We start from the raw sequence: 25030 nt of genomic DNA, 5'->3' as shown, positions 1-25030 counted from the left end.
TCGATCATCACGCTGGGTGGAGCTGCCGCTCGTCGAGGGCAGCCGCTTCTGGATGCTGGCCGGCTCCATCGCCGTGTGCGGTTTCGAGCACGGGGTGCGGCAGCTCGCCGCGCTCGGATTGACCAGCCAGCCGCAGGCGATCAAACCCGGGTGAATACCGAACCGGTGTTCGCGTTGTGCGGACCGAACCAGACTCTCGTTGCCGAGGGGGTGCGGCAGCGTTACCGCGAAGTGGCCGCCGCGCAGGACGCGCTGCGTTCCGGTTCGGTCCCAATAGTATTGGGCGCGTTGCCTTTTGATGTCGAACAACCCACTGCGCTGCTGACCCCCGACGGGGTGCGCCGCACCGACGCGCCACCGGACTGGCCGACCGGCCCGCTGCCGCCGGTGCGCGTCGCCGCCGCCGACCCTCCGCCGGCCGAGTATCGCGCCCGCATCAGCCGGGCCCTCGATCAGCTCACCGCGCCCGACAGCCTGATCACCAAGGTGGTTGTCCCGCGCGCTGCGGCTGGTCGCCGACGCCCCTGGACGCACGCGTCATCCTGCGCCGCCTGATTGCCGCCGACCCGGCCGCATACGGCTACCTCGCCGACCTGACCGGCGCCGGCGACGACTACGCCGGCGTCGCGCTGGTGGCCAGCCCGGAGCTGCTGGTGGCGCGCTCCGGGGACCGGGTCACGTGCCGGCCGTTCGCCGGCTCGGCACCCCGGGCCGGCGACCCCGAGACCGACGCCGCCAACGGCGCGGCGCTGGCCGGCTCGGCCAAGGACCGGCACGAGCATCAGCTGGTCATCGAGACCATCCGGGCGGCCTGGAGCCGCTGTGCGACGAGTTGACGATCGCCGCCGAGCCCGAGCTGAGCCGCACCGCCGCCGTATGGCATCTGTGCACACCGATCAGCGGGCGGCTCCGCGACATGTCAACGACCGCAATCGATTTGGCGCTGGCCCTGCACCCCACCCCGGCCGTCGGCGGGGTGCCGACCAAGGCCGCGGTCGAGCTCATCGCCGAGTTGGAAGGCGACCGCGGTTTCTACGCCGGGGCCGTGGGCTGGTGCGACGCGCGCGGTGACGGCCGCTGGGTGGTTCCATCCGCTGCGCGCAACTGTCCGCGGACCGCCGCACCGCGCTCGCCCGCTCGGGTGGCGGCATCGTCGCCGAATCCGATCCCGACGCCGAAGTCGCCGAAACCACAACGAAATTCGCCACCATCCTCAACGCATTGGACGTCGAGCATTGACCATCCGCCGCGCGACGCCCGAAGACGCCGGCGCGATCACCGAAATGATCCACGCACTGGCCGAATTCGAAAAGGCCGCCGACCACTGCACGGTCACCGAAAACCAAATCGCGGCGGCGCTTTTCGGTGACGCGCCGACGGTATTAGGGCATGTCGCTGAAGTCGACGGCCAGATCGCCGCGATGGCGTTGTGGTTTCTCAACTTCTCCACGTGGGACGGCGTGGCGGGCATCTACCTCGAAGACCTGTTCGTGCGGCCGCGGTTCCGCCGCCGTGGCCTGGCCCGCGCGCTGCTGGCGGCGCTGGCGGCCGAATGCCTCGACAAGGGCTACACGCGGTTGTCTTGGGCCGTGCTGAACTGGAACGCCGATGCCATCACGCTGTACGACGCCGTCGGCGGCGAACCGCAGCGCGAGTGGACCACCTATCGGGTGTCCGGTCCGCGATTGGCCGAGCTGGCGGAGTCGCGCTGATCGCCGCCGGCGGCCCAGCGCACGCCCGCGGGGCTGAAGAGCAGCCCCAATACCGCCAGCGCCACCACGCCCGCGGGAATCCCGAACCCCGGCCGGTGCGAATCCACCGTCAGGTACCACGCCACCGGCAGGAGCAGCAGCTGGGTGATCACGGCCGGCCCGCGGCCCCAGCGCTTGCCGAGGATCAGCGCGCGCCCGGCGGCCAGCACCACCGCCCCGGCCAAGAGGAAGAACACCGCGGTGCCGAGCCCGTTGACCACGTGCTGGTCGGCGCCCGCGACGCCGCGCACCACCAGCACCGCCGCGATGACCAGTGCGGCCGCCCCTTGCACCACCACGAGGAGTCCGGCACCGCGCACTGCGGACGGGACGGCCGCTGGGTTGCGGCGGAAACCTGTCACCCGCGTCAGCGTAGTCACCCCGGCCGCCGGGGGGAGTTCCCCACAGCGCGGCCTTAGGCCGCCCGCATAAGCTCGTGCTTCATGCGCGCCGTGCTGATCGTGAACCCCACAGCCACGTCCACCACCCCGGCCGGTCGCGACCTGCTGGCGCACGCGCTCAAGAGCCGGCTGCAGCTCACCGTCGAACACACCAATCACCGCGGTCACGGCACGGAACTCGCGGAGAAGGCGGTCGCGGACGGCGTCGATTTGGTCGTCGTGCACGGCGGCGACGGCACGGTGAGCGGTGTGGTCAATGGCCTGCTCGGCCGTCCCGGCGCCGCATCGGGGCCCGTCGGCCCGGTCCCTGCGGTCGCGGTGGTTCCCGGCGGTTCGGCGAACGTGCTGGCGCGGTCGCTGGGCATCTCGCGGGACCCGGTGGCCGCCACCAACCAGCTCATCCAGTTGCTCGACGACTACCACCGCCACCACACCTGGCGGCGCATCGGCCTGATCGACTGCGGTGAGCGGTGGGCGGTGTTCAACACCGGGATGGGTGTCGACGCGGAGGTGGTCGCCGCGGTCGAGGCCGAACGGGACAAGGGCGGGAAGGTGACGGCCTGGCGCTACATTCGCGCCGCGGTGCCCGCCGTCTGGGGCTACACGCGCCGCGAACCGATGCTCACCCTCGAACTGCCGGGCCGCGAACCCATCACCGGGGTGAGCTTCGCGTTCGTGTCCAATTCCAGCCCCTGGACGTTCGCCAATGACCGGCCGGTATGGACCAATCCCGGCTGCACCTTCGAGTCGGGGCTGGGCGTGTTCGCGCCCACCACCATGAAAACGATTCCCACGCTGCGCATCGTGCGGCAGATGTTCGCCAAGCGGCCGAAGTTCGAGTTCGACCACCTCATCACCGCGGACGATGTGCCCTGTGTGCGCGTCACCTCGACCGGGGGCCCGGTCGCCTGCCAGTTCGACGGGGATTACCTCGGAGTGCGCGAAACCATGACGTACCGGGCGGTACCGGACGCGCTTGCCGTGGTCGCACCGCCTCGAAAAAATCCGCTCTGACCTGCGCGAACGAAGCGCCCACGAGCCGGGCGGCGAAATTTTTCCGCGAGAGTGGCCCGTCAGTGTAGTACAACGGAGTAAGGGCTCGGCTACCGAATGATCAAAGTGAGATAGCCCACGAGCTAACTCGGTCCTATTGACTTCTGTTGAGCCTGTGAAACGATCGAAAGGTTGCATGCAGAAATTTGGATAGGGGTACGGACCCTTTTCTTGTGCACGCGTTAACAGCCGAAGAAAATTGGCCGTGCGCCCTGCTGCGCACTCAGTGAGGAGTAAGAACGTATGGATTGGCGCCACAAGGCGGTCTGTCGTGACGAGGACCCGGAGCTGTTCTTCCCGGTAGGGAACAGCGGCCCGGCGCTCGCGCAGATCGCTGACGCGAAACTGGTCTGCAATCGGTGCCCGGTGACCACGGATTGCCTGTCCTGGGCCCTGAATACCGGCCAGGACTCGGGCGTCTGGGGCGGCATGAGCGAAGACGAGCGGCGCGCCCTCAAGCGTCGCAATGCCCGGACGAAGGCCCGCAGCGGAGTCTGATTCAGTCAGAGCACACAGTGCGGCCCCGACGAAAGTCGGGGCCGCACTGTTGTGTTGGCGTGACGCCTACAACACCAAGCGGGCCCGCCGGCCGATCGGCACCCGCAACACCACATCGGTGCCGCTGGACGGGGCTTGGCGCATGCCCAGCGTGCCGTCGAGCTCGGCCGACACCAGGGTCCGCACGATCTGCAGACCGAGGCTGTCGGACGTCTCCAGGCTGAAGCCCTCGGGCAACCCGCGGCCGTCGTCGTGGACGACGACGTCGAGCCAGCGCGCCGACCGCTCGGCGCGGATGGTCACCGACCCCGCTTCGACCGCCGGGTCGAACGCATGCTCGATCGCGTTCTGAACCATTCGGTGATCACCATGATCAGCGCGGTCGCCCGGTCGGAGTCCAGCACCCCCAGGTCCCCGACCCGGTTGATCCGGATCGGCCGGTCCACCGACGCCACGTCGTTCATGATCGGCAGGATCCGGTCGATGACCTCGTCGAGGTTCACCTGCTCGTCGACCGACATCGACAGCGCGTCGTGCACCAAAGCGATCGACGAGACCCGGCGCACCGACTCGATCAGGGCTTCGCGCCCCTCGGCGTTGGCCGTCCGTCGGGCCTGCAGGCGTAGCAGCGCCGCCACCGTCTGCAGGTTGTTCTTCACCCGGTGGTGGATTTCGCGAATCGTGGCGTCCTTGGAGATCAGGGCCCGGTCGCGGCGCTTCACCTCGGTGACGTCGCGGATCAGCACCGCCGCCCCGGCGCTGGCGCCGTTGACCACCAGGGGCAGCGTCCGCAGCAGCACCGTGGCGCCGCCGGCGTCGACCTCCATCCGCATGCTCTTGCCCCCGGCGAGCAGGTCGAGCACGTGCTCGGCCAGCTCCTGCGCCTCGAAGGGATCCGAGATCAGCGGCCGCGTCACCTTGACCAGGTTGCGGCCCTCCAGCTCGCTGGTCAGCCCCATCCGATGGTAGGCCGACACCGCGTTGGGGCTGGCGTACGCGACGACGCCGTTGACGTCCAGCCGGATGAAGCCGTCGCCCGCCCGGGGCGTGGAACGGGACATGACGACGTCCCCCACGTCGGGGAAGGTGCCGTCGGCGAGCATGTGGACGAGGTCGCTCGCGCACTCCCGGTAGGCGGTCTCCAGTTGGCCGGACGTGCGGTCGGCCGCGACCGCGGTTTGATGGCGGGTGAGCACGGCCACCACGCGGCCGCCGTACTGCACCGGCGAGGCCTCGACGTGCGGGCCGGGCAGCAACGAATCCTCTTGGCCCGCATCGTAATCCCGCTGGGCGGCGCCGGATTCGAAGGTCTGGGCGACGAGCGCCAGCCGGTCGGCGGCGACCACACTGCCCACCGAATCGGTGAGCAGCACCGTGGGCGCGGTGTTGGGCCGGCACTGCGCCACACACACCAACATGCCGTCGTCGCGGCGAACCCACATCAGGTAGTCGGCGAACGACAGGTCTGCCAGCAGCTGCCACTCCCCCACCACCGCGTGCAGGTGGTCCACCGCGTTGCCCGGCAGCACGGTGTGTTCGGCGAGCAGATCACCGAGAGTCGACATCACTCACCCCGGGCATCCCCGGCAACAGAGGGGTCCAACGGCTAGCTGATCACGGCAATCAGGTCGCCCGCCTGGATGACATCGCCCACGGAGACGCTCACCTTGCTGACGGTGCCGTCGACCTCGGCCAACACGGGAATCTCCATCTTCATCGACTCCAACAACACCACGACGTCGCCTTTGCCGATCTGGTCACCCTCGCTCACCACGACTTCGAGCACGCTGGCCACGATCTCGGCGCGGACATCCTCGGCCATCTTCACCCCACTCGTATCGGCCATTGCGCAGGCCGGCTGCTGGTCATCAAGCTTCCGTCAGGCTCGGTGTCTATCGAACCACAGGTGCGGTCCGGACCTCGGCACGCGGGGCTCTGGTCTTGTGCCGTGGGCGGTGCGGGCTCACGTCAGGCGGGTAGGGGGCTATCCCTGCGCGATGCCCGAACGATCCGCTGTCCGATCCCGGCCGCGCGCAGCATCAGAATCCCGATGACCGAGTAGGCGGTCGCCCCGACGAAGCCGACGAGCGCCCGCGCGTGGCATCTGGCGGCTCGCCGCCAGCGTGGCCACGCCATCAATGACATCGGCGAGGATTCCGACCCTCAACCACAATGAGTCCGGCGTAGCGTTCGCCGTAAGGCCGAGTCCGATGCCCAGGTCCCGTCCGCCGACACAACGCAAGAGCGCGGTACCCGCCGCCGGCGGATCGGGTTCGCCGAACCACAGTTCGCCGGGACGTTGAGGCGCCAGCGCGAGCCACAGACCAAGCGCCATCCGTGATAGACCAAATGCCCGAATCAACGTCGACGTCGTCACGTATGTCAGTGTGACGGATGGATTGGAGCGGTCGTACGGTGGCACGGGCTTCGGCGTCGTGCCGATTTCACGTGGTTCGGACCTCGTGAGAGACTGTGCGGCAGGCTGACGGGCGCCGCGCGCCCGCACAAAGACCGATCAACGGAGGGTTCGACCATGGCCAAACGGGGCCGTAAGAAGCGCGACCGCAAGCACAGCAAAGCCAACCACGGCAAGCGGCCCAACGCCTGAGGACCGCTACTGCGACTCGCGGATGACGGTGGTCCGCCGGATCTCCAGCCGTAGCCGCTCGCGGAGGCCTTCGGGGGCCTTCTCGCCCCGGCATTTGGTGGCGATCAACGCCTTGATCCGCTCCTCGAGGCCGTAATGCTTGAAGCAGCCGGGGCACGCTTCGAGGTGGCGGCGCAACTGGTCCCGCGACTCCGGCGTGCACTCGCCGTCGAGCAGGAGCCAGACCTGACGGATCACCTCGGCGCAGCCGACGGCACCGTGGGCGTCGTCGTTGGGGCAGGAGTCGCCCGGGCCGGAAAGCTCGCTCATGACGACACCTCCTCGTGCGCCTGCTGGCCGCGGTTGAAGCCCCGCTCTTTGGCCACGTCAGCCAACAACCCACGCAGCTGACGCCGGCCGCGGTGCAGCCGTGACATTACCGTCCCGATGGGCGTGTCCATGATCTCGGCGATTTCCTTGTATGGGAACCCCTCGACATCGGCGTAATAGACGGCCATCCGGAACTCTTCCGGCAACGCCTGCAGCGCTTCCTTGATCTCGGTGTCGGGCAGCGCCTCGAGCGCCTCGACCTCGGCCGAGCGCAGCCCGGTGGACGAGTGCTCGGCGTTGGAGGCCAGCTGCCAGTCGGTGATCTCCTCGGTCGGGTACGGCCGGCTGGCGCTGCCGCTTGCGGTAGCTGTTGATGTAGGTGTTGGTCAGGATCCGGTACAGCCACGCCTTGAGATTGGTGCCGGCGCGGAAGGAACGAAACCCCGCGTACGCCTTCACCATCGTCTCTTGCAGCAGGTCTTCGGCGTCGGCGGGATTGCGCGTCATGCGCAGGGCACCGCCGTACAGCTGGTCCAGCAGGGTATCGCGTCGCGCTCGAAACGCGCCATGAGCTCGGCGTCCGTCTCGTGCGGGGCCGGATCGGGAGCCTCGCGTGCTGTCGCGCCGTCTGTGTCGGCCATGTCGATGAACCCGGTCCCTTCTGCTGCGGTGTCGCCGGGCAGCACTGAAAGCGCCACCGGGCTTGCAGGAACGCAAGCCAACTGCTCGGCACCCATTGGACGGTCCAACAGGCTCGTCGCCGCTGACACCAAACCGCTCCTCCCAATCTAGAGGCTGCCACCGACAGTGTCTGCCCGGGTGCGCCCACGTCACATCAGAGACCGCTTGCTTCAACAGCGGTGGCCGACGTGCTATTTCCCGCGGCATCCGGGTCCGCCCGTCCCCCGATCCGGGCGAGCGGGCCAGGACGTTAATGTGGCGCCATGTCCCTCAACGGCAAGACCATGTTCATCTCCGGCGCCAGTCGCGGTATCGGCCTGGCGATCGCCAAACGCGCCGCCCAAGACGGCGCCAACATCGCCCTGATCGCCAAGACCGCCGAGCCGCACCCCAAGCTGCCGGGCACGGTGTACACCGCCGCCAAGGAGCTCGAGGAAGCGGGCGGGGCGGCCCTGCCGATCGTCGGGGACGTCCGCGACCCGGACTCCGTCGAGTCCGCGGTCGCCAAGACCGTCGAGCAGTTCGGCGGCATCGACATCTGCGTCAACAACGCGTCGGCGATCAACCTGGGGTCCATCACCGAGGTGCCGATGAAGCGGTTCGACCTGATGAACGGCATCCAGGTGCGCGGCACGTACGCCGTATCGCAGGCCTGCATCCCGCACCTCAAGGCCGCGGAGAACCCGCACATCCTGACGCTTTCCCCGCCGGTGCTGCTCGGCAAGGAATGGCTGAAGCCGACGGCGTACATGATGGCCAAGTTCGGCATGACGCTGTGCGCGCTGGGCATCGCCGAGGAGATGCGCGAGGCGGGCATCGCGTCCAACACGCTCTGGCCGCGCACGCTGGTGGCCACCGCCGCGGTGCAGAACCTGCTCGGCGGCGACGAGGCGATGGGACGCGCCCGCAAGCCGGAGGTGTACTCCGACGCGGCCTACGTCATCCTCAACAAGCCCGCCCGCGAGTACACCGGCAACACCCTGCTGTGCGAGGACGTGCTGGTCGAGTCCGGCGTCACCGACCTGTCGGTCTACAACTGCGTCCCGGGTGGGCAGCTCGGTGTCGACTTCTGGGTCGACGGCGTGAACCCGCCGGGGTACACGGGTCCCTAGCGGGGCCGAGCGGTGGGCCGCGCCGCCACGCCCGCGATCGCCGCGTTGGTGAAAGCCGGTGTGGCGCACGAGGTTGTCACCTTCGACCACGATCCGCGGGAACGCTCGTTCGGTGTTGAGGCGGTCCACGCGCTGACGACGGCGCGCGGCATCGCGCCCGAGCAGATCTACAAGACGCTGATCATCGCGGTGCCGGGCGGGCTTGCGGTCGCGATGCTGCCGGCGCCGGCCCGCCTCTCGCTGAAGGCGGCCGCGGCGCTCGGGGTGGCCAAGGCGGACATGGCCGATGCGGCCGTGGCCCAGCGGGCCACCGGCTACCTGGTGGGCGCCGTGTCGCCGTTCGGGCAGCGCAAGGCCCTGCCGGCCGTCGTGGACGCGGGCGCACTGGCCTGGGATCGGGTGTACTGCAGCGCGGGCGCCGCGGCTGGGACGTCGGGGTTTCACCGCGGGACCTGATCCGGTTGACCGGCGCGGTCACGGCGGACATTGCGGCCTAGAGAGTCCGCGGGCGCCTAGGCCCGTTCGCCCGGTTCGGCCAAGAACTCTCGATGACGGGCGCGAGCTCGGTCGCGTTGTGTACGACATCGATGTGCCCGCCCGAATGCAGGTGGAGCATCGAATGGGGCAGCAGAGCGTGCAGGATGCGGGCGTTGACCACCGGGATGATCGGGTCGTCGGTGCCCGCCACGATCAGCGTCTCCTGCCGCACGGCCGGCAACGCGAACAGGCTGGTCCAGACGGCGCCCGCGAGCAGCTGGTGCAGGTAGCCCATCTTCGACCCAGCGTGCAATTGCCGCACGAACAACCGGGCCACGTCTTCACCGTGGGCGCGCACGGTACCGCCGTACAGCTCACCGGCGATGGCCGCGGCGTAGTCGGGATCCGAGAACCTGCGCGGGGTAACCATTTTCGACAGCACCCGCGGATGGGCCGGCACCATCAGCACGCCGGTACCGGTCGCCACCAGGACGATGCGCCGGCAGCGGCGGGGGTTCTGGAAGGCGAACTGCTGCGCCAGAGCGCCGCCCCAGGACAGCCCGAGCACATCGACCACCCCGATGCCCAGCCTCGACAGGACCCGTCCCAGCACCCAGGCGAGGTAGGGAAAGCCGTACGGCAGCGGTGAGGTGGGTGAGCCCCCGGTGCCGGGGACGTCGAACCTGACCACTGTGCGATCGAGTCGCTCCACCAGCGGGTCGAGCACCTCGAGGCTGGCGCCGATGCCGTTGCACAGCACCAGCGGCACGCCGGTTCCACGGTGCACGTTGACCCGGATCCGCTGCCCACCCACGCTGACGTAGCGCTCGGCGCCGAGCGTGCTCGGCGTTACCACGCGCAGGCGCCGCTGTTGTGCACCGCGCTTCACTCACTTCTCCATCACGTAGCTGCCGGGGGCCGGGCCGAGTGGCGGAAACCCTTCGCCGCCAAGCGCTTTCGGCGCGTCGACCTCGGGCCCGCTGCGCTCGGCGAGCCAGGCCACATAGTCCGGCCACCAGGAGTCACTCGACTCCTGCGACGACTCAAGCCACCGCTGCGGATCCTCGGCGTCGACCGGACCGGTCCGGTATGACGCCTTCGGGTTGCCCGGCGGGTTGACCAGGGCCGCGATGTGACCGCTGGTGGACAGCACGTACCGGTTGTCCTTGCTGCCGAGAAGCCGCGCGCTGCGGTAGGTGGCCTGCCACGGGGAGATGTGGTCGGCGACGCCGCCGACCACGTACGCGTCGGAGGTGATCTTCCCCAGGTCCACCGGGGTGCCGAGCATGCTGACCCCGCCGGGGTTGACGAGCGCGTTCCGCATCGCCATCTGCACCATGTCGCGGTGCAGGGCGGCGGTCATCCGGGTGGTGTCGGCGTTCCAGAACAGCACGTCGAAGGGGGCCGGCTTGCGGCCCTGCACGTAGTTGTTCACCCAGTACCGCCAGACCAGGTCGGTTGGCCGCAGCCACGCGAACATCTCGGCCATGTCCCGCCCGTCCAGATAGCCCTTCCGCCCCGAAACGCGGATGGCCGCCTGGGCGGCGCGGTCGCTCATCATGGCGGCCGCGAACCCGGCCCGGGTCTCGTCCAGCACGGTGACGGACAGGTTCAGGCCGGCCACCCGGTCGCCCTCGCCGACACCGGCCAGGTGGGCGGCCGTCATCGCGGCCAGGATGCCGCCCGAGCAGGTGGCGAACAGGTGCGTGCTGTCGGTCCCGGTGATCGCCTGCAGCGCGTCCATCGCCTCGACGATCGCGGCGCCGTACACGTCGAAGCCCCAATCCCGGTGCCGCTTATGCGGATTGCGCCAGGAGATGACGAAGACCTGCTGCCCTGCTGGACGAAGTATTCGATGATGCTGCGCCCGGGCGCGATGTCCATGACGTAGTACTTGTTGATCACCGGCGGCACCATGAGCAAGGGAATCTCGCGCACCTTGGCCGTCTGCGGGGCGTACTGGATCAGCTCGAACATCGACGTCTGCAGCACCACCGCACCCTTGGTGACAGCCAGGCTCTCGCCCACCACGAAGGCGTCGGGCTCCACCATCGCGGGCACCCTCGGCTTCGAAAGCATGTCGCGGGCAAAGGCTTTGACGCCCCGGACCGCGCTCAGCCCGCCGGTGTCGATCATCGCCTTCCAGCCCAGCGGGCTGATCAGCGGGTTGTTGCCGGGCGCCAAACCCTCGACCAGGTTGTCGACAACGAACCGCATCCGCTCCTGGTCCCGCCAGTCCAGCCCGGCGTCGGCGAGCAGCCCTTCGGCAGTCTCCGCGCCCGCGAGATAGGCCTGCATGATCCGGTGCAGCAACGGGTTCTGCTCCCACGCCGGGTCGGCGAATCGCTTGTCGGAGCGCGCCGGAACGCGGTGCGAATTGCCCGCCGCTATGGCGCCGAGCTCGCGGGTGAGCGCGCCGATCCGGCCGGCCACCGCGCCGGGCTGCTTGGCCAGGTTGGCGCCGAAGCGCGCCCAGGTGGCGTCCGGCAGCATCCGGCTCGCGAACGGTTTGGTGGCGCTGGTCAGCAGCAGGTCCAGTGGTACGGCGAGCTCATCGGCCGCGGTCTTGGTTGCCATGGTCATCGTGCACTTTCGGTTGTGGGGACGGTGATGTCGCGTTTCTGGACCTTCCCGGTCGGTCCTTTGGGCAGCGCGTCGACGAGCCACACCAGTCGCGGGTATTTGTAGGCGGCCACCCGGGCCTTGACGTAGTCGCGCAGCTCTTCCGGCGCGACGGCCGCGCCCTCCTTGAGCGCGACGGCGGCACCGACCTCCTCACCGAGGGAGTCGTGCGGGATGGCGACGACGGCGGCTTCGGCCACCGCCGGGTGCTCGTAGAGCACCTCCTCGATCTCGCGGGGATACACGTTGTACCCGCCGCGGATGATCATGTCCTTGGTCCGGTCGACGATGTAGAAATAGCCGCCGGAGTCGACGCGTCCGATGTCACCGGTGTTCAGCCACCCGTCGGCCGTGATGCTGCCCGCCGTCGCGTCGGGCAGGTTCCAGTAGCCCTTCATCACGTTGTGGCCGCGGATCTGGACCTCGCCCGTCTCACCCTGCGGCACCTCGACGCCGTCGAGGTCGACCACCCGCATCTCGACACCCTCGATCGGGGTGCCGATCGAGCCCGCCTTGCGCGGCCGGTTCGGGTGGTTGAACGCCGCCACCGGGGAGCTCTCGGACAACCCGTACCCCTCGAGAACCGGGCAGCCGAAAGCCTTTTCGAAGTCGGTGAGCACCTGGACCGGCAGCGCTGCACCACCCGAGACGCAGGTTCGAAGGCTGTGCGTCGCCCCCGGCACGGCCTCGTCCGCCACGGAGAGCAGCGCCGAATACATTGTCGGCACCCCCTGAAAAACCGTGACCCGGTCACGCTCGATCACCTCGAGCGCCTTGCGGGGGTCGAAGCGCGGAACGAGCGTCAGCATCGCTCCCGCCAGGACCGAAGAATTCAGGCCACAGGTCAGCCCGAAGACATGGAACAACGGCAGACAGCCCATCACCACGTCGTCCGGACCGGTCTCGATCAGGGTGCGGACGCTGACGTCGGCGTTACGGCGCAGATTGCCGTGAGTGAGCATGGCGCCCTTGGGCTTACCCGTGGTCCCGGAGGTGTGCAGGATGACCGCGATGTCCTCGTCGTCGCGCTGAACTGGGGAGTCCTGGGCGGGCACGCCGGCGACCAGCTCGGCCAGCCCGGCGTCGTCGACGAGCCAGCAGCGGGCGCCCGCGTCGCGGGCACCGGTGGTGGCCGTGTCGGCGAAGGCCGGTGTCGCGAACAACGCCCTGGCACCGCTGTTGAGCAGGTAGTAGGCGACCTCCCGGGCCTTGAGCAACGGGTTCACCGGTACCGCGACGGCGCCGCGATACATGATGCCGTAGAAGACAATGGCGAATGCCGGCGTGTTGGGCAGCATCACGCCCACCCGATCACCCGGCTCCACCCCGGCCCGCTCGAGGAGCGTGGCGACCCGGGCCGCCGCCGCGTCGAATTCCGCATAGGTGAACCGCAAGTCGTCACAACGCAGCGCCGTGCGTTCTGCGTGGCGATCTTTCGACCTGACCAGATCGGCGCTCAATGCGGTCATGCGGGGCCTCCGGGGAGTGCTTATCGTGCTCGCTTCAAGCGTGATCTCGGCCAGCGCGGGTCACAATGTTTGCGGAAACAACAAGAAGGCCGGTTCGGTGTGAGCGGCCACATTCGCCAAGACCCGGGCATAAGGTTTGCGCTATGGGCGTGGCACCGAGAAACCGCGGTGTTCGGCATGGCGCACCGATCGATCCGTATGTCGCCGAACTCAGCAAGCTCATGCTGTCTCGCGCACCGAAATTGGGAAAGGCGATGGCCGATCTGCTCTGCCGCGACATCGACGCATACCGGGACGGCGGCGTCGTCACCAAGGATCAGGTCGCGCAGAGTTGCGCGGCGAACGTGGCGTTCATCTTCGACTCTCTCACCAGCGGCGCCGATGTCGACGTCTCACCCGCCGAGCGCACCGGCACCGAACGTGCGCTCGCGGGCGTGCCGCTACCGGCGGTGATGACCGCCTACCGGATCGGTTTTCGGTTCATGTGGGAGGAGACCCTCGCCACCGCCCGTGCCGCGGCAATACCGACCGACGCCATCCTGGATGCGACGGCACGGATCTTCTTCGCCCAGGAGACGTTCACCCAAGCGATGGCCGACGCTTACCGCCACCAACTCACGACGCAGATCCTGGAGCGGGAGGAAGAGCGATCGGCATTGGTGGAAGCGCTGTTGTCCCGCCGGATGACCAACAGGCGGAGCCTCTGGGAGGCCGCCGATCTGCTGCGCCTGCCCACCTCTGGCCCCTATGTCGTGGTGGCCGCGGAACTGCCCGCGATCGGGAGGGTGGGGCTGCCGGTGATCGAAAACAAGCTGTCCGCCCGCGATATTCGGTCGGCCTGGCGGCTCCTGCCTGACGTGCAGGTGGGCATCGTCCATCTCAACGGGCCAACGACCGACGCCCTGAACACCCTCGTCGAAGTGCTCGGCCAGGTCGCGATCGCGCGGGTCGGCATCAGCCCGCCGTTTCGCGAACTGGCCGAAACCAGCGACGCGTTGCGACTAGCCCGATTGGCGCTCACCGGCAAACCGTCTGGTGCGTCGCTGATCTCGGTCTTCGACGACACCCCGCTGGCCGTGTTGGCGGTCAGCGCGCCCGAGGCGATGGCAAAGATCAGGTCGTCGCTGTTGCGGCGGGTGGACGAACTGCCCGCCGAGGAGCGCGCGGTCCTTCTCGATACCTTCCAGGCTTGGCTGGATTCGGGCGGCTCCGCCAACGACGCCGCGTCGAAAATCTTCTGCCACCCCAACACGGTGCGGCACCGGCTGCGCCGCATCGAGGAGTTGACCGGCCGATCGCTTTCGCGGCCAAGGGATGTCGCCGAGCTGTGCCTGGTGTTCGAGGCGGAGCGGCGGCTCCCCTAGACTCCCGTCACGCCTTTGGCCCGGCTGCGAACCTGAAGCGCCGTGATGACGTCCACTATGCCGATGGCGATCAGCCAGCAGCCGGCGACCAGGGTCAGGACGGCGATCGAGTCGAGCGGCGAGACGATCAGCACGGCGCCGCCGATCACGATGATCAGCCCGGACAGCACCTGCCAGCCGCGGCCGGGCAGGTGGTCGAACGACAGCGCCGCCGCGAGCAGGGTGAACCCGCGAAACAGCCAGCTAACGCCGATCCATATGGCGAGCAGGGTGACCGCCTCGAATTTGTCGCGAAAGCAAAAGAGGCCGAGAACCAGCGACACGATGCCGGTGATGAACGTCAACACCCTCATCGCGGCCCCGGTGTGTGTGCCGAACGCGGCAAACACATACCCGATCCCGGAAACCACCAAATAGATGCCGAACAGCACACCCGCCACGAATAGTGTCTTGCCTGGCCAAGCCAGCACGATGGCACCAAGTGCCACCGCCAGGACACCGATGAGCAGAAGCAACTGCCACGCGCTGCGGGCAAGTTGCTGCAGGGGACCCTCAAACACGGTCTGGTCGGTATTCGTCATGCCAATATGGTTCGCCATCATCGGCGCAAAGGAAATGTCTTTGGCGAAACAATTCGGTATCACGCGTGGATATCGCGGACAAACGTTGAACCAAATTCCCGTGCATTGTGCGGGGCCGCGCCACCCATTTGTCGGCGGGAGACAACGTTGTTGCCCAGTTCGAGCGGCTCGTGGGCTCGTGTGGTCATACACTTTGCGCTACCGCGGGTTCGTATCCCCCTCACGGACCGCCAGATGGAGCGCCACAGGAGGATTGAATGGAAACGAAGCGATCGTTCAACCGGACTCGGCCGGGTGTGAAGAAATCGGCCGGCAAAGCGCGCGCCGGGACAATCCTTGCCGCCGGCGCACTGGCATTCGCGGGGTTGATGACGACCGGCGTGGTTGTCAGCCACGCCGACACGATTCAGACCGAGGGTAATTACCCAACCCGGGAGGCGTGCCAGAACGCCGGGCCGGGCGTGAAGGCCACCACGCCGGGTACCTGGAACAACTTCTGGTGTATTCCGGATCGGAACATCAACGGTAACTGGAAGCTGGTGCTCAGCAACTAGGCCACGCGTTCGGCCGGACCTGGCTCGGCGGCGTCGCGGTCACGCCCCGGACCGATAACTGTAGAAACCTTCGCCGGACTTCACGCCGAGCTTGCCGGCATCGACGTACGACTGCAGCAACTCCCGCACGTGCCTCGGGAGGTGCGGGAACTCGTCGGCGTAGTGGTTCTCGATGTCGAGCACCACGTCCAGCCCGACCGCGTCCATCATCTGGAACGGACCGGCCGGCACGCCCAGGTTGCTCTTGAACATCCCGTCGACATCCTCTGGGCGCGCCACACCCTCGGCGACCACGGCCAGGGACTCCCGCTTGATCGCCGCCCAGATGCGATTGAAGATGAAGCCGGTGCATTCCTTGCGCGCCTCGAAGGGATGGACGCCGAACTCGGGCAGCACGGTCAGCAGGGTGTCGAGCAGGCCGCGGTCGGTCTGCCCGTCGGACATCAGGTCGACGGCGTTGGCCTCGGGCGGCATGTAGAAGTGCGTGTTGCACAAGCGGGTCTTGTCGCGCACGCCGCGGGCCATCAGACGCGACGGATACGACGAAGAGTTGGTGCCGAAGATGGTGCCCGGCGGCGCGGCTTGGTCGATCTGGTCCCACGTTGCGATCTTGATCTCCAGTTTCTCCGGGACGGACTCCACGACAAGCCAGGCGTCGTCCAACGCCTCTTCCAGCGACCCCGCGGCCGTCGCGCCACCCAGTTCACCAAAGCCGCGGTCCTCCAACAGCTTCGGTAGGGCTTCCGCGACGTACTGCACCGCGGCGGCGCGCTGTTCGGCGCGCGGGGCGAAGATCCGGACGGTGCCGCCGCGGCTGGCGAACATCAACGCGATGCGGCGGCCCAGCGTTCCCGCCCCGACCACCGCGACCGGACGGTTTCGGATGTCATCGAACGAGTATGTGTACGAGCCAGTCACACAGGCATGCTAAGTCCCGCCTCAGCAATTGACGCTAGAGCAGGGTCGCCTGTTCGGGTTCCGGGCCGGCCGGCTCGAGTAGCTGCGGCCCGTTGTTGCGGACGTTGTTGACCAGCGTCGAGACCTCGCGCATGCGGATGCCGCGCACGTCGGGCGGCCGGGTCAGCAGCTCTTCGTCGGCCGGGGCGTCGGGGTCCAGCCAGCGGTCCCACTCCCGTTCGGGCACCACCAGCGGCATCCGGTCATGGATCTCGGCCAGCTCCCCGGGCGCATCGGTGGTGATGATGGTGCAACTCAGCAGGGGCGACGCCTCCTTGGCGGGCTTCCACACCGACCACAGGCCCGCCATGAACAGCGGCTCGCCGTCCTCGCGGTACATGAAGAACGGCGTCTTGCGGGACTTCTTGCCGGCGACGGCGTCGTTGACGCGCCATTCGTAGTAGCCGTCCATCGGGATCAGGCACCGCTTCGACTTGGCGCTCGACCGGAACGCGGGCGAGGTGGTGACCTTGTCCGCACGGGCGTTGATCAGCATCGGGCCCTTGGTCTCGGGCGCCCCGTCGGCACCGGCCTTGGCCCACGGCGGCACCAGGCCCCAGCGCATCAGCCGGACCCGCCGGGTGGGCTCGTCGTCGGGGTCGCTGTGGCGGCGGACGACCGTCGCGACGGTCGACGTCGGGGCCACGTTGTAGTTGGGCGCCCCGGCGCTCTCCGAGGCGCCGGTGGCCTCGTCGATCGCCTTGATCTTCTGGGCCAGCAGAGCCGGATCCGTGGTGACCGCGAACCGTCCACACATAACTCCATGGTGGCAGAGCCACGGCACTCCCATTGGTGGCAGAGCCACCAAGACACGCCATGATGGACCGGTGAGTATGTGGACGGCCCCCAGCGCACCGCAACCGGTGCACGCGACCGTGACCGTTCCGGGCTCGAAGTCGCAGACCAACCGGGCGCTGGTGCTGGCGGCGCTGGCGGCCGCGCAGGGCCCGCCGACTGGGGGCACCCCGAGCATCAGCGGGGCGCTGCGCAGCCGGGACACCGACCTGATGATCGGCGCGCTGCGCGCACTGGGTTTGCGCGTCGACGGCACGGGATCCGAGCTGACGGTCAGTGGCCGCATCGCGCCCGGGCCCGACGCGCGGGTGGATTGCGGCCTGGCCGGTACGGTCCTGCGCTTCGTGCCGCCGCTGGCCGCGCTGGCCGAAGCGGTGGTCGAGTTCGACGGCGACGAGCAGGCCCGGGTGCGGCCCATCGCGCCGCTGCTCGACGCCCTGCGCGGCCTGGGCGTGCCGATCGAGGGCGCGGGTCTGCCCTTTCGCGTGCACGGCAGCGGGTCGGTCGCCGGGGCACCGTGGCGATCGACGCCTCGGCGTCGTCGCAGTTCGTCTCGGGGCTGCTGTTGTGCGCGCCGTCGTTCGCCGAGGGCCTGACCGTGCAGCACACCGGCGCGACGCTGCCGTCGGCGCCGCACATCGCGATGACCGTGCAGATGCTGCGGCAGGCCGGGGTCGACGTCGACGATTCGGTGCCCAACCGTGCGCCCGGCCCGGTCGCGGCCCGGCGCTGGGAGGTCGAACCCGATCTGACGAACGCCGTGCCGTTCCTGGCGGCGGCCGTGGTCAGCGGTGGAACGGTCCGCATCACCGGCTGGCCGGCCGCCAGCGTGCAACCCGCCGAGAACATCCTGACCGTGCTGGGCAAGCTGAACGCCGTTGTCAACCAAGGTGATTCGTTCCTCGAGGTGCAGGGTTCCGCCGACTACGACGGGTTCGACGTCGACCTGCGCGCCGTCGGCGAACTGACCCCGGCGGTGGCGGCGCTGGCCGCGCTGGCGAAGCCCGGATCGGTGTCGCGCCTGTCCGGCATCGGGCACCTGGGGCCACGAGACCGACCGGCTCGCCGCGCTGAGCGCCGAGATCAATCGCCTCGGCGGCGACTGCACGGAAACACCCGACGGCTTGGTGATCACCGCGGCACCGCTGCGGCCCGGCGTCTGGCGCGCCTACGCCGACCACCGGATGGCGATGGCGGGCGCGATCGTCGGGCTGCGGGTGGCCGGGGTCCAGGTGGACGACATCGGCTCCACCTCCAAGACGCTGCCCGAGTTTCCGCAGCTGTGGGCGCACATGCTGGAGTCCGATATTTGAGGCCCGGCGATTACGACGAGTCCGACGTCAGGGTCCGCTCCGGCAGGGGCTCGCGACCGCGCACCAAGACTCGTCCCGAGCACGCCGACGCCGAGCCGGCGATGGTGATCAGCGTCGACCGCGGCCGCTGGGGGTGCGTGCTCGGCGGGGACCCCGATCGGCGGGTCACGGCCATGCGGGCCAGGGAACTGGGCCGCACCCCGATCGTGGTCGGTGACGAGGTCGACATCGTCGGCGATCTGTCCGGGCGGCTGGACACGCTGGCCCGCATCGTGCGGCGCGGGGAACGGCGAACGGTGTTGCGCCGCACGGCCGACGACACCGACCCCACCGAACGCGTGGTGGTCGCCAACGCCGACCAGTTGCTGATCGTGGTGGCGCTGGCAGACCCGCCGCCGCGCACCGGCCTGGTCGACCGCGCGCTGATCGCCGCCTTCGCCGGCGGGCTGACGCCGATTCTGTGCCTGACCAAGACCGACCTCGCGCCGCCGGAGCCGTTCGCCGCGCAGTTCGTCGACCTGGACCTGACGGTCGTCGTGGCGGGCCGCGATGACCCGCTGCTCGCGGTGGCCGACCTGCTGGCCGGCAAGATCACCGTGCTGCTCGGGCATTCCGGCGTCGGCAAGTCCACGTTGGTGAATCGCCTCGTGCCCGAGGCGGAGCGGGCCGTCGGCGAGGTCACCGACATCGGCCGAGGGCGGCACACCTCCACCCAATCGGTCGCGCTGCCCCTCGCCACATCGGGCTGGGTGGTCGACACCCCGGGCATCCGGTCGTTCGGGCTGGCCCACATCCAACCCGACGACGTGCTGATGGCCTTCTCGGACCTCGCCGAGGCGATCGAGAACTGCCCGCGCGGCTGCGGACACATGGGCCCCCCGGCCGACCCCGAGTGCGCGCTCGACACCCTGTCCGGCCCCGCCGCCCGCCGCGTGGGGGCCGCGCGCCGGCTGCTGGCCGCGCTCAACCAGACTTAGCCAGCCGCATGCCCAGCTCGTCGGGCGGAACCAAATGCCCTTCGGTGCAACGGATTTCGACGCCCGCTTCGGCGCCACACCCCAGATGCGTCAGGCGCAGGCGGTTGCGCCCCGGCAGGTGGCGCCGACCCCACTCGAACATCGCCCACACCACCGGCATGAAGTCGATGCCGGCCTCGGTGAGCACATATTCTTGGCGGCGGCGTTGCCCGGGCTCGTGGTACGGCCGGCGCTTCAGCAGCCCCAGCTCGACAAGCTCGGACAGCCGCGCCGAGGTGGCGGCCTTGGTGATGCCCACCCGGCGGGCGAAGTCGTCGAAGCGTGTCGTGCCGTAGTAGGCCTCGCGCATGATGAGCATCGCGGATTTGGTGCCCACCACCGCCATGGTCTTCTCGATCGCACATTCGCCCGCGGCCGACCAGGCATCGCGGTCGGCCAGCGGTCCCTGCAGCAGTGTCATAGATCACCTCCCCGTCTGGGTTGCGTTTAGTGTACCTAGATGTTTATCTGGGTACAGCGATCTATACCTAGATGGCTGGGACTCGAGGAGGAGCCATGAACCGCGACGCCGTCATCGTCGGAGCCGTCCGCACCCCAATCGGCAAGGGCAAACCCAGCGGTGCCCTGCACGACGTGTTGCCCGCCGACCTGCTGGCGCACAGCCTGCGCGAACTGGTGGCGCGCACCGGCGTGGACGCGGCGCAGGTGGACGACGTCATCGCCGGCGCGGTGGCCCAGGTCGGCGACCAGGCAGTCAACATCGCCCGCAATGCGCTGCTGGGTGCCGGGTTCCCGGAGTCGGTTCCCGGCGTCACGATCGACCGGCAGTGCGGCAGCAGCCAGCAGGCCATCAGCTTCGCCGCGCAGGGCGTCGTTTCCGGCGCCTACGACCTGGTCGTGGCCGCGGGGGTGGAGTCGATGGGCCGCGTCCCCATGGGCAGCTCGGTGCTGCCGGGCAGCAATCCCTTCGGCGACGACATGACGCGTCGCTATCCCGACGGCCTGGTGCCGCAGGGCATCAGCGCCGAATTGATCGCGGCGAAATGGGGATTCTCACGCACCCAGCTCGACGAGTTCTCCGCCGGCAGCCATGACAAGGCCGCCCGCGCGACCAAAGACGGGCTCTTCGACAACGAGCTGATCCCCATCGCCGGCCTTGCCGCCGACGAATTCATCCGGCCCGGCACGACGGTGCAGACGCTGGCCGGGCTGCAGCCCGCGTTCTACAGCGAGGCGATGAATGCCCGCTTCCCGCAGATCAATTGGGAGATCACCGCCGGCAACTCCTCGCCGCTCTCCGATGGAAGCGCCGCGGTCATGATCGCCAGCGGCGAGGCCGCCAAGAAACTTGGCCTGCGCCCGCTGGCCCGCATCCACACCACCACCGTGGTGGGCTCCGATCCGCTCTACATGCTGACCGGGGTCATCCCGGCCACCGAGAAGGTGCTGCGGCGGGCCGGCCTGACGCTGGCCGACATCGACCTGTTCGAGGTGAACGAGGCCTTCGCGCCCGTCGTGCTCGCGTGGGCCAAGGACACCGGCGCCGACCTGGCCAAGACCAACGTCAACGGCGGTGCCATCGCGATCGGCCACCCTCTCGGCGCCAGCGGTGCCCGCATCATGACCACGCTGGTCAACGCCCTCGAACAGCGCGGCGGACGGTACGGGCTGCAGACGATGTGCGAGGGCGGCGGCATGGCCAACGCCACGATCATCGAGCGGCTGTAATGTCTTCCGACACCGTCTCGAAAGTCTTCGTCATCGGCGGCACCGGAGCCCAGGGCATCCCGGTCATACGTGCCCTGGTCTCCGACGAGAAGTACTCGGTTCGATTCCTCAGCCGCGACCCCGGCTCCCGGCGAGCCAAGGACCTGCTCGCACTCGACAATGTCTCGGTCCTGGAAGGCTCGTTCGCCGACGAGGCCGTCCTGCGGGAAGGATTCCGCGGTTGTGACGGAGCGTTTGTCAACATCGACGGGTTCAACACCGGCGAGAAGACCGAGACCTATTGGGCCATCCGCAGCTACGAGATCGCCATCGAAGAGGGTGTGAAATTCTTCGTCTACGGAAACCTGGACTACGGCCTCAAGAAATCGGGATACGACACGCGCTTCCGGACCGGCCACTACGACGGCAAGGGCCGCGTGGGCGAGTGGATCCTGTTCCAGAATCAGGTGAATGGCGATCGGATGGGTGCGGCGGTCTTCACGACGGGTCCCTACATCGAGATGGTGCTCTCGCCCGGGACGCCCATGACGCCCACCGTCGAGGACGGCGTCTTGACGTGGCGGGTCCCGCTCGGTGAGGGCGCTGTGCCCCATCTGGCTCTCGAAGATTGCGGATATTATGTCCGTTGGATTTTCGACCATCCCGAGCGCGCGAACGGCATCGATCTCGGAGTCGCCGTTGACCATATCGCCTACGCGGATCTTGCTGCGGCGTTTGAGAACGTCACCGGACATCCGGCGCAGTACATCGACACCGATTTGGACACGTACTTCAGGGACGGCCCCCTCGGTAGAATCGCGGATGCGCCTGCCGGGTACAACGCGGACCCAAACGACAAGAGCACCATGAATGTCCGCGACAACTTCACGGGATTCTGGAATCTCTGGAAACACGGAGTCGTTGAACGCGATTACGCTCTGCTCGATGAGATTCACCCGAATCGGATAAGGAGCGCCGAGGAGTGGTTCCGGCGCGAGGACCAGCGGGGACGAGCGCTGGGCAAGGGCGGCCTGTGGGAGAGGGTTCAACTGGAGAACCGGGCTCCGATCCTCAAGACCGGTGAGGATCTAAGGACAGGGAAGCTGTAGATCTAGTTCTGAAAGGCACAGGTAGACATGGACTTCCGACGTCATACAATATCCCGGGCGGTGGGGCCAGTCCGATGACCGAGACCCGGTTCGAGGGCGTGCGGGTGCGCTACGCCAGCACCAAGAGCTACGACGAACTGTGCGCCGCCTTACTGGCAGACATCGGTGAGCGGCCGGTGCCCATCAACGACATCGCGACGAGCAGCGATGACTGGGAGTCCTACCGGCAGCGCGTCGAATCCCACGTGGGGCCCAGCGGATTCATGCTGTTCGGGGTGTTCGACCACGGTGCGTGGATCACCAGGGCGGGCATCGACCGCAAGGCGGTCCGCGTCATCCTCGGCAACCCGTTGATCGCGATCACGATGCTGCGCCACGACGTGACCGCGGGCCTGTTCGTCCCGGTCGAGCTGCTGATTGTCGACGAGGGCGCCGGCAGCAGCCTGACCTACGTCAAGCCGTCGTCGCTGATGGTCGTCGGACCGAATCCCGAATTGCTCAAGGCCGCAACCGAACTCGATGCCAAGCTGGCCGCGCTGGCGGTGAAGGTGACGGGCTAGAGCCAGCCGGTGCGAGCGGCGGCGACCGGCTCGTCGGGCGCCGGGGCCAATTCCCCATCCCGCACGCCGTCCAGCATCCGTTTGACCGCGGCGACGATCTCGGGGGCCGCCGCGGCGAGCCCGGCCTTGTCGGCCTCGCTGACCTCGTCGGGGTCGACGCCCGCCCTCGTCAGCACGGCGGCCGGGTCGGCCAGCTGGCCGGCCAGCCAGCCCACCGGGTCGGCCGACAGCTCGGGGACGAAATGCCGGCGGCCGGGTTCCCACCCGTCGAAACGGGGGTGGTGATGGGCCCGGTCGAGCGTCCCGGGCGGGCTCTCGGTGGATCCGAACAGGTCCACCCGCCACACCGGGCGGTTGAACGAGATCGGAACCCCCGCGTAGATCGACCCCTGCGGCTCGTCGCGGTCGACGAGGCGCAGTTCCAGTCTGACTCCCCGCTCCGGGGTCTCCTGGCCTTCGAGCGGGCGGGGGTCGACGAAGAACATGTCCCCGACGACGACACCCATGGTTTCGAATCCGAACGCTGCGAGCATGTTTGCGAGCGTAGTCGCGGCCGGCGAACCGGGTTAGGCGCCGACCTTCTCGGCCGCGCGCTCGGGAAGGACCACCTCGTAGTCCGCCAGCACCGCGGTCCGGGTGCGGCGTTGGTATTCGTGCACCAGGCCGGGCCAGTTGGTGGTGACGCGGCCGGAGGCGGTGCGGTACCAGGAGTCGCAGGTGGTCCACACGCCGGCATCCAGGCGGGACTGGACCTCCGCGTCGTAGGCCTGCTCCACGGCGCGCCGGACCTCGAACGCGCGGGCCACACCCCCGCGCGCGAGCTCCTCGGTGATCTGGCGGATGTAGCGGGCCTGCTGCTCCATCATCAGGATGATCGAGCTGCTGCCGAGGTTGGTGTTGGGCCCGTAGATCAGGAACATGTTCGGGAAACCCGGCACCGCCATGCCCAGATGCGCGCGGGCCCCCTCGGCCCACTCGGCGGACAGGTCCCGCCCGCCGCGGCCGGTGATCGTCATCGGGGCAAGGAATTCGGTGGCCTTGAACCCGGTGCCGTAGATGATGACGTCGACCTCGTGCAGGCGCCCGTCGGCGGTGCGCACACCCGTGGGCGTCACCTCGGTGATGGCGCCGGTCTCGACGTCGACGTTGTCGCTGGCCAGCGCCGGGTACCAGTCGTTGCTGAACAGCACGCGCTTGCAGCCGACCGGGTAGTCGGGCGTGAGCTTGGCCCGCAGCACCGGGTCTTTGATGTGGTGCCTGAGGTTCAGCGACGCGACGACGCCGATCAACCAGGCGAGCGGGGCGACCTTGGTCAGCGCGAGGCCGAAGAACTCCGAGATCTCCCAGATCAGCCCCCGCATCGCGGCGGTGAACCCGGGCACGTTCCGGAACGCGGCGTGGTGCGCGCCGGTGTAGGCGCGGTCCGGCTTGGGGATGACGTACGGCGCGGAGCGCTGAAAGACGGTGACCCGCCCGGCCGTCTCGCGGATGCGCGGGACGAATTGGATCGCCGACGCGCCGGTGCCGAGCACCGCCACGCGCTTGCCGGCCAGGTCGACGTCGTGGCGCCACTGGGCCGAATGGAACGACGGGCCCGCGAACGTGTCGAGCCCCGGGATGTTCGGGAACGCCGGCCGCGACAGCTGTCCGACCGCGGGCACCAGGACGTCGGCCTCCAAGACTTCGCCCGAGGCGGTCTCCACCCGCCAGGTGGCGGTGTCGTCGTCGTAGCGGGCGGCGGTGACCTCGACCCCGGTCCGCACCAGGTCCCGCAGGCCGAACCGGGCGGCGGTGTCGTGGATGTAGCCGAGGATGTCGGGCTGCTCGGCGTAGCGGCGCCCCCAGTCCGTCTTGCGGGCGAAGGAGTAGGAGTACAGGTTCGACGGGACGTCGCAGGCGGCGCCGGGGTAGGTGTTCTCCCGCCAGACGCCGCCGATGTCGCCGGCCTTCTCCAGCACCGTCACGTCGGCGAGGCCGTCCCGGAAGAGCTCGTGGGCGGCGGCCAGGCCGCCGAAGCCGGCGCCGATCACCAGCACGCGGGGTTTGCGAGTGGTCGAAGTCATGGAGCAAACGTTAGGCGCGCACGGCACGCCGCAGGCAGCCGATAGCGGTCGGCAAATCCATGATTCCGG

General features: G+C 68.7%; 24 protein-coding genes and 7 pseudogenes. 17 read left to right on the top strand and 14 right to left on the bottom strand.

All coding sequences use genetic code 11. The annotated features are described in order from the left end of the window. Nucleotides 1-7: 7 nt before the first annotated feature. The 5 genes and pseudogenes from G6N37_RS25795 to G6N37_RS25785 form a co-directional block, all read left to right on the top strand. Nucleotides 8-154 (top strand): annotated as a pseudogene (locus G6N37_RS25795) (acid phosphatase); the annotation flags it as partial. Next, complete coding sequence (locus tag G6N37_RS26745) at nt 151-555, top strand: hypothetical protein (protein WP_408632884.1); 405 nt, start codon at nt 151-153, stop codon at nt 553-555. The pseudogene G6N37_RS25795 and the gene G6N37_RS26745, both read left to right, overlap by 4 nt. After that, a pseudogene (locus G6N37_RS26740) lies at nt 525-1027 on the top strand (chorismate-binding protein); the annotation flags it as partial. The gene G6N37_RS26745 and the pseudogene G6N37_RS26740, both read left to right, overlap by 31 nt. 50 nt (nt 1028-1077) lie before the next feature. Next, complete coding sequence (locus G6N37_RS26735; protein WP_408632886.1) at nt 1078-1239, top strand: chorismate-binding protein; 162 nt, start codon at nt 1078-1080, stop codon at nt 1237-1239. Between the two features lie 44 nt (nt 1240-1283). Then, nucleotides 1284-1712: a GNAT family N-acetyltransferase gene (locus G6N37_RS25785; RefSeq protein WP_163674227.1), complete on the top strand. Its 429-nt coding sequence runs from the start codon at nt 1284-1286 to the stop codon at nt 1710-1712. Here the strand turns inward: G6N37_RS25785 and G6N37_RS25780 are convergent. Continuing rightward, nucleotides 1664-2113, bottom strand: a complete 450-nt coding sequence (locus G6N37_RS25780) for a hypothetical protein (protein WP_163684359.1) — start codon at nt 2111-2113, stop codon at nt 1664-1666. The genes G6N37_RS25785 and G6N37_RS25780 overlap by 49 nt on opposite strands. Before the next feature lie 81 nt (nt 2114-2194). Between G6N37_RS25780 and G6N37_RS25775 the strand changes: the two genes are divergently transcribed. Both G6N37_RS25775 and whiB1 read left to right on the top strand, forming a co-directional pair. Beyond that, nucleotides 2195-3166, top strand: a complete 972-nt coding sequence (locus G6N37_RS25775; protein ID WP_163674224.1) for a diacylglycerol/lipid kinase family protein — start codon at nt 2195-2197, stop codon at nt 3164-3166. 282 nt (nt 3167-3448) lie between these two features. After that, nucleotides 3449-3703: a transcriptional regulator WhiB1 gene (gene whiB1, locus G6N37_RS25770; RefSeq protein WP_007168139.1), complete on the top strand. Its 255-nt coding sequence runs from the start codon at nt 3449-3451 to the stop codon at nt 3701-3703. A gap of 66 nt (nt 3704-3769) precedes the next feature. On the opposite strand, the pseudogene G6N37_RS25765 reads toward whiB1, so the two are convergent. Together G6N37_RS25765 and G6N37_RS25760 are read right to left on the bottom strand one after the other, a co-directional pair. Next, nucleotides 3770-5268: pseudogene (locus tag G6N37_RS25765) on the bottom strand (sensor histidine kinase). A 41-nt stretch (nt 5269-5309) separates the two neighbouring features. Then, nucleotides 5310-5525 carry a biotin/lipoyl-binding carrier protein gene (locus tag G6N37_RS25760; protein ID WP_073876250.1) on the bottom strand — a complete coding sequence of 72 codons (216 nt, stop codon included), beginning with the start codon at nt 5523-5525 and terminating at the stop codon, nt 5310-5312. A 711-nt stretch (nt 5526-6236) separates the two neighbouring features. Between G6N37_RS25760 and G6N37_RS26730 the strand changes: the two genes are divergently transcribed. Next, nucleotides 6237-6311: a 50S ribosomal protein bL37 gene (locus tag G6N37_RS26730; protein ID WP_011728008.1), complete on the top strand. Its 75-nt coding sequence runs from the start codon at nt 6237-6239 to the stop codon at nt 6309-6311. A gap of 6 nt (nt 6312-6317) precedes the next feature. Here G6N37_RS26730 and rsrA read toward each other — a convergent pair whose 3' ends face one another. After that, a complete protein-coding gene (gene rsrA, locus G6N37_RS25755; RefSeq protein WP_163674216.1) occupies nt 6318-6620 on the bottom strand; it encodes a mycothiol system anti-sigma-R factor in 303 nt (100 codons plus the stop codon). After that, nucleotides 6617-7261: pseudogene (locus tag G6N37_RS25750) on the bottom strand (sigma-70 family RNA polymerase sigma factor). The gene rsrA and the pseudogene G6N37_RS25750 overlap by 4 nt, the downstream one beginning before the upstream one ends. Nucleotides 7262-7564: 303 nt before the next feature. On the opposite strand from G6N37_RS25750, the gene G6N37_RS25745 reads away from it, so the two are divergent. Next, complete coding sequence (locus G6N37_RS25745) at nt 7565-8413, top strand: SDR family oxidoreductase (protein WP_163684357.1); 849 nt, start codon at nt 7565-7567, stop codon at nt 8411-8413. Nucleotides 8414-8425: 12 nt separating this feature from the next. Further along, nucleotides 8426-8910: pseudogene (locus tag G6N37_RS25740) on the top strand (YbaK/EbsC family protein). Here G6N37_RS25740 and G6N37_RS25735 read toward each other — a convergent pair. The 3 genes and pseudogenes from G6N37_RS25735 to G6N37_RS25725 form a co-directional block, all read right to left on the bottom strand. Further along, complete coding sequence (locus G6N37_RS25735) at nt 8907-9752, bottom strand: alpha/beta fold hydrolase (protein ID WP_163685514.1); 846 nt, start codon at nt 9750-9752, stop codon at nt 8907-8909. The pseudogene G6N37_RS25740 and the gene G6N37_RS25735 overlap by 4 nt on opposite strands. 27 nt (nt 9753-9779) lie before the next feature. Continuing rightward, nucleotides 9780-11473: pseudogene (locus tag G6N37_RS25730) on the bottom strand (PHA/PHB synthase family protein). Then, nucleotides 11470-12981 (bottom strand): long-chain-fatty-acid--CoA ligase, encoded by a 1512-nt coding sequence (locus tag G6N37_RS25725; RefSeq protein ID WP_163684355.1) that lies wholly within the window; start codon nt 12979-12981, stop codon nt 11470-11472. Before G6N37_RS25725 ends, G6N37_RS25730 begins: the two are co-directional and overlap by 4 nt. A gap of 143 nt (nt 12982-13124) precedes the next feature. On the opposite strand from G6N37_RS25725, the gene G6N37_RS25720 reads away from it, so the two are divergent. Further along, nucleotides 13125-14345 carry a PucR family transcriptional regulator gene (locus G6N37_RS25720; RefSeq protein WP_163684353.1) on the top strand — a complete coding sequence of 407 codons (1221 nt, stop codon included), beginning with the start codon at nt 13125-13127 and terminating at the stop codon, nt 14343-14345. On the opposite strand, the gene G6N37_RS25715 is transcribed toward G6N37_RS25720, so the two are convergent. Beyond that, nucleotides 14342-14926 (bottom strand): HdeD family acid-resistance protein, encoded by a 585-nt coding sequence (locus tag G6N37_RS25715; protein ID WP_163684350.1) that lies wholly within the window; start codon nt 14924-14926, stop codon nt 14342-14344. The genes G6N37_RS25720 and G6N37_RS25715 overlap by 4 nt on opposite strands. Before the next feature lie 257 nt (nt 14927-15183). Between G6N37_RS25715 and G6N37_RS25710 the strand changes: the two genes are divergently transcribed. Further along, the gene (locus tag G6N37_RS25710) at nt 15184-15480 is read left to right on the top strand and encodes a hypothetical protein (RefSeq protein WP_232075185.1); all 297 of its coding nucleotides are present in this window, start codon (nt 15184-15186) and stop codon (nt 15478-15480) included. Between the two features lie 39 nt (nt 15481-15519). Here G6N37_RS25710 and G6N37_RS25705 read toward each other — a convergent pair whose 3' ends face one another. Together G6N37_RS25705 and G6N37_RS25700 are read right to left on the bottom strand one after the other, a co-directional pair. Further along, nucleotides 15520-16398, bottom strand: coding sequence for a 3-hydroxyacyl-CoA dehydrogenase family protein (locus G6N37_RS25705; protein ID WP_163684348.1), 879 nt, complete (start codon nt 16396-16398; stop codon nt 15520-15522). Nucleotides 16399-16432: 34 nt separating this feature from the next. Continuing rightward, nucleotides 16433-17194, bottom strand: a complete 762-nt coding sequence (locus tag G6N37_RS25700; protein WP_163684346.1) for an SOS response-associated peptidase — start codon at nt 17192-17194, stop codon at nt 16433-16435. A gap of 70 nt (nt 17195-17264) precedes the next feature. On the opposite strand from G6N37_RS25700, the pseudogene aroA reads away from it, so the two are divergent. Both aroA and rsgA read left to right on the top strand, forming a co-directional pair. Then, nucleotides 17265-18545: pseudogene (gene aroA / locus G6N37_RS25695) on the top strand (3-phosphoshikimate 1-carboxyvinyltransferase). After that, nucleotides 18542-19522 carry a ribosome small subunit-dependent GTPase A gene (rsgA, locus tag G6N37_RS25690; RefSeq protein WP_163684344.1) on the top strand — a complete coding sequence of 327 codons (981 nt, stop codon included), beginning with the start codon at nt 18542-18544 and terminating at the stop codon, nt 19520-19522. The pseudogene aroA and the gene rsgA overlap by 4 nt, the downstream one beginning before the upstream one ends. On the opposite strand, the gene G6N37_RS25685 is transcribed toward rsgA, so the two are convergent. Then, the gene (locus G6N37_RS25685; RefSeq protein WP_163684342.1) at nt 19509-19982 is read right to left on the bottom strand and encodes a winged helix-turn-helix transcriptional regulator; all 474 of its coding nucleotides are present in this window, start codon (nt 19980-19982) and stop codon (nt 19509-19511) included. The two genes, rsgA and G6N37_RS25685, sit on opposite strands and share 14 nt — an antisense overlap. A gap of 95 nt (nt 19983-20077) precedes the next feature. Here G6N37_RS25685 and G6N37_RS25680 point away from each other — a divergent pair, with 95 nt between their 5' ends. The 3 genes from G6N37_RS25680 to G6N37_RS25670 all read left to right on the top strand — a co-directional run bounded on the left by G6N37_RS25680 (nt 20078) and on the right by G6N37_RS25670 (nt 22898). Further along, nucleotides 20078-21250: a thiolase family protein gene (locus tag G6N37_RS25680; protein WP_163684340.1), complete on the top strand. Its 1173-nt coding sequence runs from the start codon at nt 20078-20080 to the stop codon at nt 21248-21250. Further along, on the top strand, nt 21250-22338 hold the full coding sequence (locus tag G6N37_RS25675) for an NmrA family NAD(P)-binding protein (RefSeq protein ID WP_163684338.1): 1089 nt from the start codon (nt 21250-21252) through the stop codon (nt 22336-22338). The genes G6N37_RS25680 and G6N37_RS25675 overlap by 1 nt, the downstream gene beginning before the upstream one ends. Nucleotides 22339-22412: 74 nt before the next feature. After that, nucleotides 22413-22898 carry a DUF302 domain-containing protein gene (locus tag G6N37_RS25670; RefSeq protein WP_163684336.1) on the top strand — a complete coding sequence of 162 codons (486 nt, stop codon included), beginning with the start codon at nt 22413-22415 and terminating at the stop codon, nt 22896-22898. Here the strand turns inward: G6N37_RS25670 and G6N37_RS25665 are convergent. Beyond that, the gene (locus tag G6N37_RS25665; RefSeq protein ID WP_163684334.1) at nt 22895-23431 is read right to left on the bottom strand and encodes a hypothetical protein; all 537 of its coding nucleotides are present in this window, start codon (nt 23429-23431) and stop codon (nt 22895-22897) included. The genes G6N37_RS25670 and G6N37_RS25665 overlap by 4 nt on opposite strands. Before the next feature lie 33 nt (nt 23432-23464). Continuing rightward, the gene (locus G6N37_RS25660; RefSeq protein WP_163684332.1) at nt 23465-24961 is read right to left on the bottom strand and encodes a flavin-containing monooxygenase; all 1497 of its coding nucleotides are present in this window, start codon (nt 24959-24961) and stop codon (nt 23465-23467) included. Nucleotides 24962-25030: the final 69 nt, after the last annotated feature.

Source organism: Mycobacterium seoulense (genome assembly GCF_010731595.1).
Classification (GTDB): domain Bacteria; phylum Actinomycetota; class Actinomycetes; order Mycobacteriales; family Mycobacteriaceae; genus Mycobacterium; species Mycobacterium seoulense.
This window is presented reverse-complemented; position numbering and strand designations above follow the sequence as displayed.